The organism is Vannielia litorea (genome assembly GCF_900142295.1).
GTDB lineage: Bacteria > Pseudomonadota > Alphaproteobacteria > Rhodobacterales > Rhodobacteraceae > Vannielia > Vannielia litorea.
The window spans coordinates 1283401-1297627 of record NZ_FSRL01000001.1 but is presented as its reverse complement, the minus strand read 5'-3'; the positions used below and the strand labels follow the sequence as shown (position 1 = coordinate 1297627).

Genomic DNA, 14227 nt, shown 5'->3' with positions numbered 1-14227 from the left:
CGTGTCTCTAGCGGCCCAGCAGGGCAAAGCCCCAGGGCCCGAGTGCAAGATTGCCGTCCTGCGGGGCAACGGCCCCCAGCGCGGCGGCCTCGGACAGCGGGGCCCAGCCGGCCTCGACCGCAGGGCGCGCCGCGCCCTCGCCGAGGTTGAAGAGGGCCAGGACCTCCCTGCCCGCCTCGCCCTTGCGGCGGATCACCAGCAGATCGCCCTGCGCCTCGATGGCCTGCGCGCCGGTCGCCAGCACGGTGTGGGCCTTGCGCAGCGCCACGGCGCGGCGGTAGTGGGCCAGCATCGCGCCCTCGTCGCCCTCCTGCTCGGCCACTGCCTTCGGCAGGTGGTCGGCGGGAACGGGCAGCCAGGGGCGTGCCTCGTTGCCATGCGAGAAACCGCCATGCACGCCGGCATCCCAGACCATCGGCGTGCGGCACCCGTCGCGGCCCTTGAACTCGGGCCAGAACTCGATGCCGTAGGGGTCGCGCAGGTCTTCGAAGGCGATCTCTGCCTCGGTCAGCCCGAGCTCTTCGCCCTGGTAGAGGCAGGCCGAGCCGCGCAGGCACATCATCAGCACCACATAGGTGCGGGCGGCCTCTTCGGAGAGGTTCCACCGGCTGATGTGGCGCGGCACGTCGTGGTTGGAGAAGGCCCAGCAGGCCCAGCCGTCGGCGGCCACCCGCTCGACGCGGTGCATCACCTCGGCGATGTAGGGGGCGGTGGGCATGTCCTTGGCCAGCAGCTCGAAGGCGTAGCACATGTTCATCAGGTCATCGCCCGCGGTGTACTGGCCGAGGATCTCGAGGCCGAGCTGGGCATCGCCGACCTCGCCCACGGCCGCCGCGCCATAGGGCTTCATCACCGCGCGGAGGCGCCGGAGAAAGGCCAGGTTCTCGGGGCGAGACTTGTCGTAGAGATGTTCCTGCCAGTTGTAGGGGTTGACCGCCGGGGCGGTCTGGTCGTTGCGCAGGGCCGGGTCCAGCGCGGGGTTGTCGCGCAGCTCGGCGTCGTGGACGTAGAAGTTGATGGTGTCGAGGCGGAAGCCGTCGACCCCCCGCTGGAGCCAGAACTCGGCCACGCGCAGAAGCTCGTTCTGCACCTCGGTGCAATGGAAGTTGAGGTCGGGCTGGGAGGTGAGGAAGTTGTGCAGGTAGTACTGCATCCGCCCGCCATCCCACTGCCAGGCCGAGCCGCCGAAGATCGAGAGCCAGTTGTTGGGCGGCGCGCCGGTGGGCTTGGGATCGGCCCAGACATACCAGTCGGCGCGCGGGTTGGTGCGATCGCTGCGGCTTTCGCGGAACCAGGGGTGCAGGTCGGAGGTATGCGAGAGCACGAGGTCGATCAGCACCTTCAGGCCCAGCTCGTGGGCGCGGGCGATCAGCGCGTCGAAGTCGGCGAGGCTGCCGAACATCGGGTCCACCTCGCGGTAGTCGCTGACGTCGTAGCCGAAGTCCTTCATCGGGCTCTTGAAGAAGGGGCTGATCCAGAGGGCATCGACCCCGAGCGAGGCGATGTGATCGAGCCGGCGGGTGATGCCGGCGAGGTCGCCCACGCCGTCGCCGGTGCTGTCCTGGTAGCTGCGCGGGTAGACCTGGTAGATCACCGCGCCGCGCCACCAGTCGGGGTTGGCGACCCGTGCGGCGATGGCGTCTTCGATGGTAGTCATGTCGTTCATGGGCATCTCACTTGACCGAGCCGGCCAGCAGGCCGCGCACGAGGTATCTTTGCATGGCGAAGAACACGAGGAGCGGCACGGAAATGGAGACGAAGGCCGCGGTGGCCAGGATCTCCCAGTTGCCGCCGCGCGTGCCGAGGAGTTCGACGATCTGGCGGGTCATCACCGTGGTGTCGCCCGAGCTGTCGATGAGGAAGACCAGAGCGACGAGCAGGTCGTTCCATGTCCAGAGAAACTGGAAGATGGCGAAGCTGGCGAGCGCCGGAAAGCTGAGCGGCAGGACGATTCTGGTGAAGATCTGGAAGTCGGTCGCGCCGTCGACCTTGGCGTTCTCGATGATGTCGCGCGGCAGGCCGACCATGTAGTTGCGCAGCAGGTAAATGGCGAGCGGCAGGCCGAAGCCGGTATGCGCGAGCCAGGTTCCGATGTAGCCCTTGCCGATGCCGATGTCGTTGTGGAACTTCAAGAGCGGGATCAGCGCCAGTTGCAGCGGCACCACCAGCAGCGCGACGATGGCGGCGATCAGCAGGGCGCGGCCGGGGAAATCCATCCAGGCCAGCGCGTAGGCCGCGAAGGCCGCCACCAGGATCGGGATGATCGTGGCCGGGATCGTCACCGTGAGCGTGTTGAAGAAGGCCTTGGCCATGCTGTCTGTCCGGTCGCCGGAGAAGAGCACGCGCTCGTAGTTGGCGGTGGTGAACTCGGGCGGCGTGGTCGTGGTGACGAAGATCCGCTGGCCGCGGCCGCTGATCTGCTCGTCGTTGCCGCGCCAGGTGTAGCTGCCATCGGCCTCCACGGTCATGCTCTCGCCATCGCCCATGTCGGCGGTCTCGCCGGGGGCGAATGCGCCCACGTCGCGGCTGGAGACCCCGAAGGCCGAGAGCGTGCCGCCCTCCTCGCCGAAGAGGTTGCCGGTGAGCACGAAGCCATCGCCCTCGGCCACGCGGGCATCGGGATCGTCGGTGCGCAGCTGGACGACCTGCTCGGTGGGAAAGAGCGCCTTCCACCAGCCCGTTGCGCTGATCTGGTCTGCGGTGCGGAAGGAGGAGACGAAGAGGCCGACGGTGGGGAAGATCCAGAGCAGCACCAGCAGCACCACGGATATGTTCACCGCCCAGGAGAGGCCCGACTTTCTGCCAGCAATATTATCCATGAGTGTCTCCCATGCGGTCGAGGGCCATCACCGCATCTCCTTGCGGGCGTTGTAGACGTTCCAGACGAGGATCGGCGTCACCAGCAGCATGATGACCATGGCCGAGGCCGAGCCCACGCCCCAGTCGTTGGCGCGAAAGAGCTTGTCGTACATGTAGTTGGCCAGCACCTGGGTCTCCCATTGCCCATTGGTCATGGCGAAGACGATGTCGAAGATCTTCAGTACCACGATGGTGATGGTGGTCCAGACGACGACGATGGTGCCCATGATCTGAGGCACCTTGATCTTGAAGAAGATCTGGAACGGGTTGGCACCGTCGACGATGGCGGCCTCCACGGTTTCCTCGGGGATGCCGCGCAGGGCGGCCGAGAGGATCACCATGGCGAAGCCGGTCTGGATCCAGATCAGCACGGCCATGAGGAAGAAGTTGTTCCAGAACGGCACGGTGAGCCAGGCCGTGGGCTCGCCGCCGAGGCTGACCACGATGGCGTTGAGCACGCCGATCTGCTCCTGCCCCTCGGCGCGGTAGTCGTAGACCAGCTTCCAGATCACCGCCGCACCGACGAAGGAAATGGCCATCGGCATGAAGATGATCGACTTGGCCAGGGCGCCCCACTTGATCCGGTCGGTCAGCTGGGCCGCGAGCAGGCCGAAGGCGGTGGAGAGGGCGGGCACCACGAAGAGCCAGAGCATGTTGTTGAGGAGCGCCTCCATGAACTTGGGGTCGTTCCACATTTGCACGTAGTTCTCGGCACCGGCCCATTCGTAGCCGCCGCCCGGCACGCGGTTGGTGAGCGAGAGGCGCAGCGTTTCGACCACCGGGTAGGCCAGGTAGAGGCCGAGGGCGAGGACGGCGGGGGCCAGAAAGAGCCAGGGGCGGATCAGGTTGGCGCGGTTGATGTTGCGGCCCGCGTTGGGGCCACGGGCCGGGTAGAGCACCTTGTCGAGGAAGATGTTGGAAAAATAGAAGTAGCCCACGCATCCGCCGACGCCGATGACGATGGTCAGAAGCCCTTGTAGTGCCGGATGCATGGTTGCCCTCCCCCGGGTGCCGGTGTCGAGCGGCCTTTCGCGGCCGCCCGCAGGGTGGGCAATTTGCCCACCGTTCGGAAGGTGGGCAGATCGCCCACCCTGCGCGTCAGGTCACTTCACCGCGTCCCAGCTTTGCTGGATCTCGCCGGTCACGGTGCCCACGTCCTTGCCGCCGACATAATCGACCATGCCGGTCCAGAAGCTGCCCGCGCCGACGGCGCCGGGCATCAGGTCGGAGGCATCGAAGCGGAAGGTGGTGGCCGAGAGCAGGATGTCGTTCATCTTGCGCAGGGTCGGGTCGCCGAAGGCATCGAGGTTCACGCCCTTGTGCGGGGTCAAAAAGCCCTTGCGCGCCATCCAGATCTCATGCGCTTCGGGCGACTGCAGGAAGGTGATCAGCTCATGGGCGGCGGGGCTGTCGTTGGTGATGGCCCAGAGCGTGCCCGCACCCAGCACCGGCTGGCCCAGACCCCCCTCGCCGGAGGCCGGGAAGTAGAAGAAATCCACATCCTCGCCCACCACGGAGCCCTCGGGGAAGAAGCTCGGGATGAAGCTCGCCTGCTTGTGCATGTAGCACTGCGGCGGGGCCGAAAAGAGGCCCTTGGGGCTTTCGCGGAAGTCTGTGGTGGCGACCGCGCCGGCGCCGCCGGCGACCCAGTCGTCGTTGAGGGCGAACTCGCCGAAGGCCTCGATCGCGCCCACGACGGCCGGATCGGTGAAGGGGATCTCGTTGCTCACCCACTGGTCGTAGACCTCGGGGGCCTGGGTGCGCAGCATCATGTCCTCGACCCAGTCGGTCGCAGGCCAGCCGGTGGCGCCGCCGGAGCCGAGGCCGATGCACCAGGGCGTTTCGCCATCCTCGACGATCTGGGCCGACAGCGCCTTCAGGTCTTCGAGCGTTTCGGGAACCTCGTAGCCGGCATCCTCGAAGTTCTCGGGGATGTACCAGACGAGGCTCTTGAGATCGACCTTGTAGAAGAAGCCGTAGAGCGCGGGGTTGCCGTCGGGGCCGGCGTAGGTGCCCAGATCGACCCAGCTCTGGCCGGCGGCGTAATTCTCCTTCACCCAGTCCTCGGTGCCATCGGCAAGCGGGGTCAGGAAACCGCGCTGGGCCATCACGGCGGCGAGGCCCGGCTGCGGGAAGACGGCGACGTTGGGCGCGGAGCCCGCCTCGGCGTCGATCACGATCTGCTGTTCGAAGCTGTCGGAGCCGGTATAGCGCACGTCATGGCCGGACTGCTCGGCGAAGACGCTCAGAACCGCCTGCACGTGCTCCTCATCGGCGCCGATCCAGGGGCCGGCCACGGTGATCTGCTCGGCCAGCGCCGGTCCGCTCATCAGCGCCAGAACGGCACAGCTCGTCTTGAAGGGGTGTTTCATGCGTTTATCCTCCCGGTTGTGGCGCGCGGGCCCTGCCCCGCGCCGTCATGTCTCCCGCGCCCCATTGTTCAGGCCGACATCGACTCGACCTTTCAAAGCGCTTTGGATGCTCGAAGCATGCCGCATCGCGCAGCTTGCGTCAACAGGGCCAAAACCTAGCCCGCTTGTTTCATTGAGCAATTATGCAGGTGCAGAAATTCAATGCTGCGCACACACGCCTTTGACGCGCGGCCAAACCGGCGCTAGCCTGCGCAGGACTTTAAAGCGCTTTGAAAGACCGACGCCCGATGAACCTGAAGGAGCTTGCCGCAAACCTTGGCCTCTCCCAGACAACCGTGAGCCGCGCGCTCAACGGCTATCCGGAGGTGAACGAGGACACCCGCAAGCGGGTGATGGCGGCGGCAGTGAAACACAACTACCGCCCCAACACCCGTGCCCAGAGCCTGGCCACGGGCCGTGCGATGGCCATCGGCCACGTGATTCCCATCAGCACCAACCACGAGATGATGAACCCGGTCTTCGGGGATTTCATCGGCGGTGCGGGCGAGGTCTATGCCCGGGCGAATTACGACATGATGCTTTCGGTGGTGCCTGACGACAACGAGGACAGCGCCTATCGGACCATGGCGCAGCGCCACTCGGTCGACGGCATCGTGATTCACGGGCCACGGCGCGACGATCCGCGGATCGCGCTGCTCAAGGAAGTCGGCCTGCCCTTCGTGGTGCATGGGCGCGCGCCGGTCGAGGACCCCGATTACTCCTGGGTCGACGTGAACAACCGCCGCGCCTTCGAGCGGGCCACGCTGCATCTCGCCGACCTGGGCCACCGCAGGATCGCCCTGCTGAACGGGCTCGAGAGCATGGATTTTGCCATGCGCCGCCGCGAGGGGTTCGAGGCGGCGCTGGCGGCGCGAGGGCTGCCTTCCGTCCCTGAGTTGCTCCGGTCGGACGAGATGACGGAAGGCTATGGTTACGAGGCCGCCGCCACGATGCTGGCCTTGCCGTCACCGCCCACGGCCTTTCTGGTCTCCTCCCTGATCTCCGCCATCGGCGTGCGCCGGGCGGTGGAGGAGCGCGGCCTGGCGATGGGGCGCGACATCTCGATCATCACCCATGACGATGATCTGGGGTACTTCAAGAACGGCGGAGAAGTACCTGTTTTCACAGCAACTCGCAGCTCCGTAAGGGAGGCTGGCCGGATTGCCGCCGAAATGCTCCTGGGCCTCATAGAGAACCCGGGCACCGGCCCCAGGCAGCACCTGCTCGAGGCCGACCTGACCCTTGGCATCTCCACCGGGCCCGCGCCCGACACCGCTTCGCGATAGGACAGATTTCATGCTCAGCCATAGACGCGCCGACTTCCCCGAGGGGTTTCTCTTCGGCACTGCCACCTCGGCCTATCAGATCGAGGGCCATGCAGAGGGCGGCGCCGGGCGCACCCAGTGGGACGACTTTGCCGCCACGCCCGGCAACGTGGTTCATGGAGAGAACGGCGCCCGCGCCTGCGATCACTTCAAAAGATGGCCGCAAGACCTTGACCTCATTGCACAAGCCGGGATCGACGTTTACCGCTTCAGCCTGTCCTGGGCGCGGATCATGCCGGAGGGCATCGGCCCGGCCAATCCCGAGGGGCTCGATTTTTACGACCGGCTGGTGGACGGGATGCTGGAGCGCGGCCTCAAGCCCGCGGCGACCCTGTATCACTGGGAGCTGCCCTCCCCGCTGCTCGACCGGGGCGGCTGGCGCAACCGCGACATCGCCCGCTGGTTCGCCGACTATACCTACACGGCGATGGCCCGCCTGGGCGACCGGATCTGGTCGGCCGCGCCGATCAACGAACCCTGGTGCGTGGGCTGGCTGAGCCATTTCATGGGGCTGCACGCGCCCGGCCTGCGCGACATCCGGGCCACCGCGCGGGCGATGCACCATGTCTGCCTCGCGCATGGCGAGGCGATCGCCGCGATGCGCAGCCATGGCATGGACAACCTCGGGGCGGTGTTCAACTTCGAGTACGCCCAGCCCGCCGACGAGAGCCCCGAGGCGCAGGCCGCGGCCAGGCGCTACGATGGCATCTACAACCGCTGGTTCCGCTCGGGCATCTTCAAGGGGGAGTATCCGGAGGACGTGCTGGAGGGCCTCGGGCCGCACATGCCGGAGCACTGGCAGGACGACTTTGCCACCATCACCGCTCCGCTCGACTGGTGCGGCCTCAACTACTACACCCGCAAGCTGATCGCGCCCGACCCCGGTGCGCCCTGGCCGCATTACACCGAAGGGGCCGGCGATCTGCCCAAGACCCAGGTGGGATGGGAGATCTACCCCGAGGGGCTCCATCATTTCCTGGCCGACACCGCCGCCAACTACACCGGCGACCTGCCGCTCTACGTGACCGAGAACGGGATGGCCTGGCCGGACGTGCCGGGCGTGCCCGACGATGCCCGCATCGCCTATATCGACGCCCATCTCGGCGCGGTTAAGCTGGCGATTGCCGAGGGTGTGCCGGTGAAGGGCTATTACATCTGGTCGCTGATGGACAACTACGAGTGGGCGCATGGCTACGGCCCGCGTTTCGGGCTGGTGCATGTGGACTACGACAGCTTGCAGCGCACCCCCAAAGCCTCCTATGAGGCGCTGAAGGCCGCCCTGAGGACGAACCCATGACCCATACCGCGCTGATTGCAGACATCGGCGGCACCAACACCCGGCTGGCGCTTGCGCGCGGCCCCGAGCTCGATTTTGCCAGCATCCAGCGCTTTCGCAACGCGGAGTTCCCGGATTTCGAGGCGGTGGTGCAGGCCTACCTGCCGCAGGTGGGTGCGCCGGAGATCGGCGGCGCCTGCGTGGCCGCGGCCGGCCCGGTGGTGGACGGCGTGGCGGAGCTGACCAACATCGACTGGACGCTCGACATTGCCACCATCGCGCGGGCGGCCGGCTGCGCGGGCGTGGCGCTGCTGAACGACCTGCAGGCCCCCGGCCATGCGATCGGCCATATCGACCCCTCGGGGCTGGTGCCGATCATTGCCGCCCCGGAGCCACCTGTGGCCGGTGCCACGGCGCTGGTGGTGAACGTGGGCACCGGGTTCAACGCCGTGCCGGTGCATGTCACCCCGGGCGGGCGTTTCGTGCCGCCCTCGGAGAGCGGCCATGTGAACCTGCCGATCCGCACCGAGGCCGATCTGCGGCTGAGTCATTATGTCGATGACAGCCACGGGTTTCCGGCGGTGGAAGAGGTGCTCTCGGGGCGCGGGCTCGAGAACGTGTATCGCTGGCACTGCGCCGAGACCGGGGCGGCGCCGGAGCTGCGCGGCAGCGAGATCATCGCCGCGGCCGAGGCGGCCCGGAGCCCGCAGGCGGTGGCCGCGGTGCAGACCTTCCTGCGGTTTCTCGGCACCGTCTCGGGCAACCTCGCGCTGGAGCACCTGCCCTTCGGCGGGGTCTACCTCGTGGGCGGCGTGGCGGTGGGCCTTGCTCAGATGCTGAAGGTCGGCGCCTTTGCGGAGGGCTTCCGCGACAAGGGCCGGTTCGGCGCCTTCATGGCGGATTTCCCGGTTACCCTGGTGCGCGATGACCGGGCACCGCTGATCGGCTGCGCCTGGCATCTGCACGAGCGCCTCGGCGCCTGACCGGCGGGCGGGCGTGACGCCCGGCTGTGGCGCGGGATTTCCGCGCGCCTCGTAAGTCAATCTTAAGACCTCTCGGGCATCCATCCTTCATCCAACCGACCGGATGAAGGAGTCGTCCCATGCATTCGCCCTTCGCCTCGCTGATGAGGGAGGCCGCCAGATGAGCGATGCCAGCCTGCGCGTGCCTCTCCCCGAGCGGCTCGACCTGCCCGCAGCCGCCCCCCTGCGCGAGGCGCTCCTGCCGCTTGTCGGCAAACCCCTCGTGCTCGACGCCACCGGCTGTTCGACGATCGGCACGCCGGGGGTTCAGGTGCTGCTTTCCGCCGCGCGGAGCTGGCGCGAGGCGGGCGCCCTGCTTTCGGTCGAGGGTGTCTCGCCGGCCTGCGAAGCCCAGCTCGCCCACCTGGGCCTCACCACGGACGACCTGTGCAGCAAGGAGCAGGCCGCATGAGCCTCAGGATCCTGGCGGTGGATGACAGCCGCACCATCCGCGACATGCTCAAGCTCGCCCTCGGCCAGGCCGGGTTCACGCCGCAGGTGGCGGAAGACGGGCTGCACGGGCTCGAGGTGCTGGAAGACATGGTGGACGAGGGCGCGCCGCCCGACGCGATCATCACCGATATCAACATGCCCCGGATGGACGGATTCGGCTTCATCGACGCGGTGCGCGCCAAGGACGAGCATCGCGCGGTGCCGATCCTCGTGCTTTCGACCGAAAGCGCCGCCGAGCTGAAGGCCCGGGCCCGCACCTCCGGCGCCACCGGGTGGATCGTCAAGCCCTTCGACCCGGTGAAGCTGGTGAAGGCGATCAACATGGTCGCCGGGAAAGGAGCCGCCTGATGTCCACCGATCCGATGGCCGAGATCCGCGCCAGCTTCTTCATCGAATGCGAGGAGCTGCTGGAAAGCCTGCAAGACGGGCTGACCGCCATGGACGACGGCGACACCGAGAGCGAGACCATCAATGTCTGCTTTCGCGCGGTCCATTCGATCAAGGGCGGCGCCGGGGCCTTCGGGCTGGAAGAACTGGTGCGATTCGCCCACCGCTTCGAGACGGTGATGGACGAGATCCGCAACGGCCGGCTCGAGCCCAGCCGCGACACCATCGCGCTGTTCTTCCGCGGCGCCGATGTGCTCTACGACATCGTCCGCGCCTCACGCGACGGCGACAGCCTCGACAAGGCCACCACCGAGGCGGTGCTGGGTGACCTCGAGGCGCTTGTCGGCGGGGTGATCGAGAAGGAGGAGGCCGAGGAGGAGATCGACTTTGCCCCGATGACCCTCACGCTCGATCCGCTCGAGGCGGGGGAGGACGGCGACGTCGCCGACCTCGCACCGCAAGACGACAGCCCGCCGGGATTCGAGATCCGCTTTCAACCGGCGGCGGAGCTCTTCGCCTCGGGCAACGAGCCGCGCCACCTGCTGGCCGCGCTGCACGACCTCGGAGAGGTGACCACCACATGCGACCTCTCGCGCATCCCCTCGCTCGACGGGCTCGCGCCGGAGGAGGGCCACATCGGCTGGAGCTGCAGGCTCGTCACCGGCGCCCGGAAGGAGGAGGTGGCGGAGATCTTCGAGTTCGTCGAGGGGCTTTGCGAGCTCTCGATCGAGCCGACGGGCCGCGCTGCGCCCGGCCTTCCCGATCTCGACAGCATCCTCATCCCCGGCACCGTCCCGGACGACGTTGCCGCCGCTGCGGACGAGGCAACCGAGACCGCCCCGGAGCCCGAGCCCCTGGCCATCGCGCCGGCCCCTCCGGCCGACCCTCTTGCCACGGCCGCGCCCGTTCCCGCGCCGCCCGCCGCGCCGCCCGCCGGTGGCAAGGACAGCAAGCAGGCGGCCAGCGCCAAGGCCACCGTCCGGGTCGACCTCGACCGGATCGAGCGGCTGGTGAACCTCGTGGGCGAATTGGTGATCAACCAGGCCATGCTGAGCCAGAGCGTTGCCGAGGCGGGCATCCCGGCCAACTCCACCGTGGCGTCTGGGCTGGAGGAGTTTCTCCAGCTCACCCGCGACATCCAGGAGAGCGTGATGATGATCCGCGCCCAGCCGGTGAAATCGCTGTTCCAGCGGATGAGCCGAATCGTGCGCGAGAGCTCCGCGATGGTCGGCAAATCGGTGCGCTTCGTCACCGATGGCGAACAGACCGAAATCGACAAGACGGTGATCGAGCGGCTCGCCGATCCGCTCACCCACATGGTCCGCAACGCGGTCGATCACGGGCTCGAAACGACGGAGAGGCGCCTCGCCGCTGGCAAGCCCGCCGACGGGGTGGTGACGCTCACCGCCGCGCACAAGTCGGGCCGGGTGGTTCTGGAGATCAAGGACGATGGCGCCGGCATCGACCGGGAGGTGGTGAAGGCCAAGGCAGAGGAAAAGGGGCTCATCGCTCCGGGCGTCCCGATGTCGGACCAGGAGATCGACAACCTTCTGTTCCTGCCCGGCTTCTCCACCGCCAAACAGGTCTCCGACCTGTCGGGTCGCGGCGTGGGCATGGATGTGGTGCGGAGCTCGATCCAGGCCCTTGGTGGCCGCGTCACCATCACCTCCGAGCCCGGCTCCGGCACCACCTTCTCGATCTCCCTGCCGCTGACCCTGGCGGTGCTCGACGGGATGGTGGTGGAGGCCGGCGGCGAGATTCTCGTCGTTCCGCTGGGCTCGATCTCCGAGACCCTCACCCTGCAGGCCGCCGACATGGAACAGCTCGGCGCGGGCACGACGCTGGTGCGTATCCGCGAGGAGTTCGTGCCGCTTCTCGACATGGCCGTGCAGCTCGGGTTCCGCACGCCCCTGCCCAGCTACGTCGGCAGCTCGGTGCTGCTCATCGCGATGGAGGACAACACCCGATCGGCACTGGTGGTCGACCGGATCGTCGAACAGCGCCAGGTGGTCATCAAGGGCTTGCAGGAAAGCTACGGCCGCATTCCCGGGATCGCCGCCGCCACCATCCTCGGCAACGGGCGCATCGCGCTGATCCTCGACCCGGCCGATCTGATCGCCTCGGCCAGCAACACCCGCGGCATGCAACCCTTCGATCTCGCAGGATGACCCCATGACCAGTACCGAAGACAACGCCCACGACCCGACCCGCCAGGAACTGCTCAGCTTTCACGTCGGCGCACAGGAATACTCGATCGACATCATCTCGGTGCGCGAGATCCGCAGCTGGACCGAGGCGACCCCCCTGCCCCATGCGCCCCCCTATGTGCGCGGCGTGATCAACCTGCGCGGCACCGTTCTGCCGATCATCGACCTTGCCAAGCGCCTCGGCATCCCCGCAGGCGAGAAGAACGATCGCAACGTCATCGTCGTGGTGCAGTCGGGCGACAACACCGTGGGCCTCCTGGTCGATGCGGTCTCCGACATCTTCGCGGTCTCCGAGGCCGAGTTGCAGGCCCCGCCCGACATGTCTTCCGACGGCTCGCTCAAATGCGTGCGCGCGCTCACCATCCACGAAGAGCGCATGCTGCGGGTGCTCGACCTTGCCGCCGTGCTGCCCAATGTCGACGCCGAGGCCGCGTGACCCCCGCCGGCGCCTCTCCCCTCGCAGCCGCGACCCGGCTCTCCGGCGGAGCCCCGTCCGAGGCGCTCTCGCCGGAGAAGCGTGCGCAATTCGATGCGATCGCCGCGACGGCTCGAGAGGCCGCCGGGCTGCACATCGTGCCCGAGAAATCCGCGATGGTCTTCTCGCGCATCGGCAAGCGGCTGCGCGCCCTCGGGCTTGCCAGCCTCGATGACTATATCGCGCTGATACGGGGTCCGGGCGCAGCCCAGGAACGCGAGCACCTGATTTCGGCCCTGACCACGAATGTCACCAGCTTCTTTCGAGAGGATCATCATTTCGCGCATTTCGCCGACGCGATCCTGCCCGGCCTGATCGCGCGCGCGCGCGCCGGCGGGCGGGTCCGGCTGTGGTCATCGGCCTGCTCGTCGGGCCAGGAGGCCTACAGCCTGGCGATGGTGGTGCTCGAGAGGTTTCCCGAAGCCGCGCGACACGACCTCCGGATCCTGGCCTCGGACATCGACCACCAGGTTCTCGCCACGGCGCGCGCGGCGACCTATCCCGCCGACCTCGTGGCTCCGCTCACGGCCGGCGGGCGCGACAGGTTTCTTCGTCCGGCGGAGGGCGACGAGGTGGCCGTGAAGGACGAAGTCCGCGCGCTGGTTGCCTTCCGCCATCTGAACCTGATGGGCAACTGGCCCATGAAGGGCCGGTTCGACGTGATCTTTTGCCGGAACGTGATGATCTATTTCGACCAACCGACGCAGAACCGGCTGATCTCGCGCTTCGCCGAGGTCTGCGCGCCCGGCGCAGTTCTCTACCTCGGCCATTCCGAGCGCATCGACCCTGCATCCGGCGCTCCCTTCCGACAGGTCGGCCAGACCACCTTCGTCTTCGAGCCCGCCGCTGCGGCCCACCTTCACATGCCCTTCGGCGCCCACCAGGAGCACCCCGATGTCTCTCCGTGAAAAACTCCACGTCATGGTCGTCGACGACATGTCAACCAGTCGCGGGCTGATCCTGCAGGCACTCGATGCCATGGGCGTGACCCACGTGCGCTACACTGCCGACGGCAAGGCCGCGCTGGCCGAGCTGGAGAAGAAGCCCGCTCATCTCGTCATTTCCGACTACAACATGCCGGGCATGGACGGGCTGCACCTGCTGAAGGCGCTGCGCACCCACGCGCGGCTCAAGGGCATCGGGTTCATCCTGATCACCGGGAAGGCAGACAAGCAGATCATCGATACCGGCCGGGCGCTCGGAATGAACAACTTCATCAAGAAGCCCTTCGCCCCGAAGGACCTTCATGCCTGCATGGAAGCCGTGGTGGGCCGGCTGTGAGCATTCATATCCTCGACGCGGATGGCGGCAGCACTGCAGACCTGCCGATTTCGGCTCTGCTGTCCCGGCTGGCAGACACGCTCGACGGGTTGGCGGGGCGGACGGCACAGATGCAGGACGATCTGGGCGCCCTTCTGACCCAGGCCGGGCAACTCACCCGAGCACAGCTGCGCGAGTTGCAGGGTCTCGACCTGATCCACCAGACGCTGGACGATCTTCGTGCCGCCGCGCATCTGGCCGCTGATGCCGCCGGGCGAAATGACCATATCGACATCGCAGTTCTTGCCGACCTGCTCCGACTCGAAAGCTGCCGCATCGCGCTGCTCCAGGGGGGCGAGGCCGCCTTGCAGCAAGAACAGCCGAGCGGCGAGATCGACTTTTTCTGAAGGGTCCCTGGGCTCGGCCACAGGCAACCGGGCAGATTTCAGCCGAGGGCCTGTGCCCGGCGTCAGACCGATGGTGGCGGGCATGCTCCCGCGCGCCGTCCGGGCCGCCTGGCCGGCAGGGCCTGGCGGCCAGCCAATCATGGAT

At 67.4% G+C, this 14227-nt stretch carries 14 protein-coding genes; 10 read left to right on the top strand and 4 right to left on the bottom strand.

All coding sequences use genetic code 11. From position 1 onward, the window contains the following. Positions 1-7: 7 nt before the first annotated feature. From BUR94_RS06535 to BUR94_RS06520, 4 genes are all read right to left on the bottom strand, one after another. Positions 8-1666 (bottom strand): alpha-amylase family glycosyl hydrolase, encoded by a 1659-nt coding sequence (locus BUR94_RS06535; RefSeq protein ID WP_084192940.1) that lies wholly within the window; start codon positions 1664-1666, stop codon positions 8-10. Positions 1667-1673: 7 nt separating this feature from the next. After that, entirely contained in the window at positions 1674-2819 is a 1146-nt protein-coding gene (locus BUR94_RS06530) for a carbohydrate ABC transporter permease (RefSeq protein WP_074255418.1), read from the bottom strand. A 27-nt stretch (positions 2820-2846) separates the two neighbouring features. Beyond that, complete coding sequence (locus BUR94_RS06525) at positions 2847-3851, bottom strand: carbohydrate ABC transporter permease (RefSeq protein WP_074255417.1); 1005 nt, start codon at positions 3849-3851, stop codon at positions 2847-2849. 111 nt (positions 3852-3962) lie between these two features. Continuing rightward, positions 3963-5231 carry an ABC transporter substrate-binding protein gene (locus BUR94_RS06520; protein ID WP_074255416.1) on the bottom strand — a complete coding sequence of 423 codons (1269 nt, stop codon included), beginning with the start codon at positions 5229-5231 and terminating at the stop codon, positions 3963-3965. Between the two features lie 287 nt (positions 5232-5518). Here BUR94_RS06520 and BUR94_RS06515 point away from each other — a divergent pair, with 287 nt between their 5' ends. The 10 genes from BUR94_RS06515 (at position 5519) to BUR94_RS06470 (ending at position 14082) form a co-directional block, all read left to right on the top strand. Beyond that, positions 5519-6556: a LacI family DNA-binding transcriptional regulator gene (locus tag BUR94_RS06515; protein ID WP_074255415.1), complete on the top strand. Its 1038-nt coding sequence runs from the start codon at positions 5519-5521 to the stop codon at positions 6554-6556. Positions 6557-6566: 10 nt separating this feature from the next. Beyond that, positions 6567-7892 (top strand): GH1 family beta-glucosidase, encoded by a 1326-nt coding sequence (locus tag BUR94_RS06510; protein WP_074255414.1) that lies wholly within the window; start codon positions 6567-6569, stop codon positions 7890-7892. Next, positions 7889-8854 (top strand): glucokinase, encoded by a 966-nt coding sequence (locus BUR94_RS06505; RefSeq protein WP_074255413.1) that lies wholly within the window; start codon positions 7889-7891, stop codon positions 8852-8854. The genes BUR94_RS06510 and BUR94_RS06505 overlap by 4 nt, the downstream gene beginning before the upstream one ends. Positions 8855-9014: 160 nt before the next feature. Then, the gene (locus BUR94_RS06500; protein WP_074255412.1) at positions 9015-9305 is read left to right on the top strand and encodes an STAS domain-containing protein; all 291 of its coding nucleotides are present in this window, start codon (positions 9015-9017) and stop codon (positions 9303-9305) included. After that, on the top strand, positions 9302-9694 hold the full coding sequence (locus tag BUR94_RS06495; RefSeq protein WP_074255411.1) for a response regulator: 393 nt from the start codon (positions 9302-9304) through the stop codon (positions 9692-9694). Before BUR94_RS06500 ends, BUR94_RS06495 begins: the two co-directional genes overlap by 4 nt. Further along, positions 9694-11901: a chemotaxis protein CheA gene (locus tag BUR94_RS06490; protein WP_074255410.1), complete on the top strand. Its 2208-nt coding sequence runs from the start codon at positions 9694-9696 to the stop codon at positions 11899-11901. Before BUR94_RS06495 ends, BUR94_RS06490 begins: the two co-directional genes overlap by 1 nt. Positions 11902-11905: 4 nt before the next feature. Beyond that, positions 11906-12376: a chemotaxis protein CheW gene (locus BUR94_RS06485; RefSeq protein WP_074255409.1), complete on the top strand. Its 471-nt coding sequence runs from the start codon at positions 11906-11908 to the stop codon at positions 12374-12376. Continuing rightward, the gene (locus BUR94_RS06480; protein ID WP_074255408.1) at positions 12373-13323 is read left to right on the top strand and encodes a CheR family methyltransferase; all 951 of its coding nucleotides are present in this window, start codon (positions 12373-12375) and stop codon (positions 13321-13323) included. The genes BUR94_RS06485 and BUR94_RS06480 overlap by 4 nt, the downstream gene beginning before the upstream one ends. Further along, positions 13310-13696: a response regulator gene (locus tag BUR94_RS06475; protein WP_074255407.1), complete on the top strand. Its 387-nt coding sequence runs from the start codon at positions 13310-13312 to the stop codon at positions 13694-13696. Before BUR94_RS06480 ends, BUR94_RS06475 begins: the two co-directional genes overlap by 14 nt. Beyond that, a complete protein-coding gene (locus BUR94_RS06470) occupies positions 13693-14082 on the top strand; it encodes a hypothetical protein (RefSeq protein ID WP_074255406.1) in 390 nt (129 codons plus the stop codon). The genes BUR94_RS06475 and BUR94_RS06470 overlap by 4 nt, the downstream gene beginning before the upstream one ends. Positions 14083-14227 lie beyond the last annotated feature (145 nt).

Bases quoted from the DNA above. Each gene is read 5' to 3' on its own strand.
- BUR94_RS06530 (WP_074255418.1), bottom strand. From the start codon at position 2,819: ATGGATAATATTGCTGGCAGAAAGTCGGGCCTCTCCTGGGCGGTGAAC.
- BUR94_RS06475 (WP_074255407.1), top strand. From the start codon at position 13,310: ATGTCTCTCCGTGAAAAACTCCACGTCATGGTCGTCGACGACATGTCA.
- BUR94_RS06490 (WP_074255410.1), top strand. From the start codon at position 9,694: ATGTCCACCGATCCGATGGCCGAGATCCGCGCCAGCTTCTTCATCGAA.
- BUR94_RS06495 (WP_074255411.1), top strand. From the start codon at position 9,302: ATGAGCCTCAGGATCCTGGCGGTGGATGACAGCCGCACCATCCGCGAC.
- BUR94_RS06525 (WP_074255417.1), bottom strand. From the start codon at position 3,851: ATGCATCCGGCACTACAAGGGCTTCTGACCATCGTCATCGGCGTCGGC.
- BUR94_RS06520 (WP_074255416.1), bottom strand. From the start codon at position 5,231: ATGAAACACCCCTTCAAGACGAGCTGTGCCGTTCTGGCGCTGATGAGC.
- BUR94_RS06500 (WP_074255412.1), top strand. From the start codon at position 9,015: ATGAGCGATGCCAGCCTGCGCGTGCCTCTCCCCGAGCGGCTCGACCTG.
- BUR94_RS06510 (WP_074255414.1), top strand. From the start codon at position 6,567: ATGCTCAGCCATAGACGCGCCGACTTCCCCGAGGGGTTTCTCTTCGGC.
- BUR94_RS06485 (WP_074255409.1), top strand. From the start codon at position 11,906: ATGACCAGTACCGAAGACAACGCCCACGACCCGACCCGCCAGGAACTG.
- BUR94_RS06535 (WP_084192940.1), bottom strand. From the start codon at position 1,666: ATGAACGACATGACTACCATCGAAGACGCCATCGCCGCACGGGTCGCC.
- BUR94_RS06505 (WP_074255413.1), top strand. From the start codon at position 7,889: ATGACCCATACCGCGCTGATTGCAGACATCGGCGGCACCAACACCCGG.
- BUR94_RS06515 (WP_074255415.1), top strand. From the start codon at position 5,519: ATGAACCTGAAGGAGCTTGCCGCAAACCTTGGCCTCTCCCAGACAACC.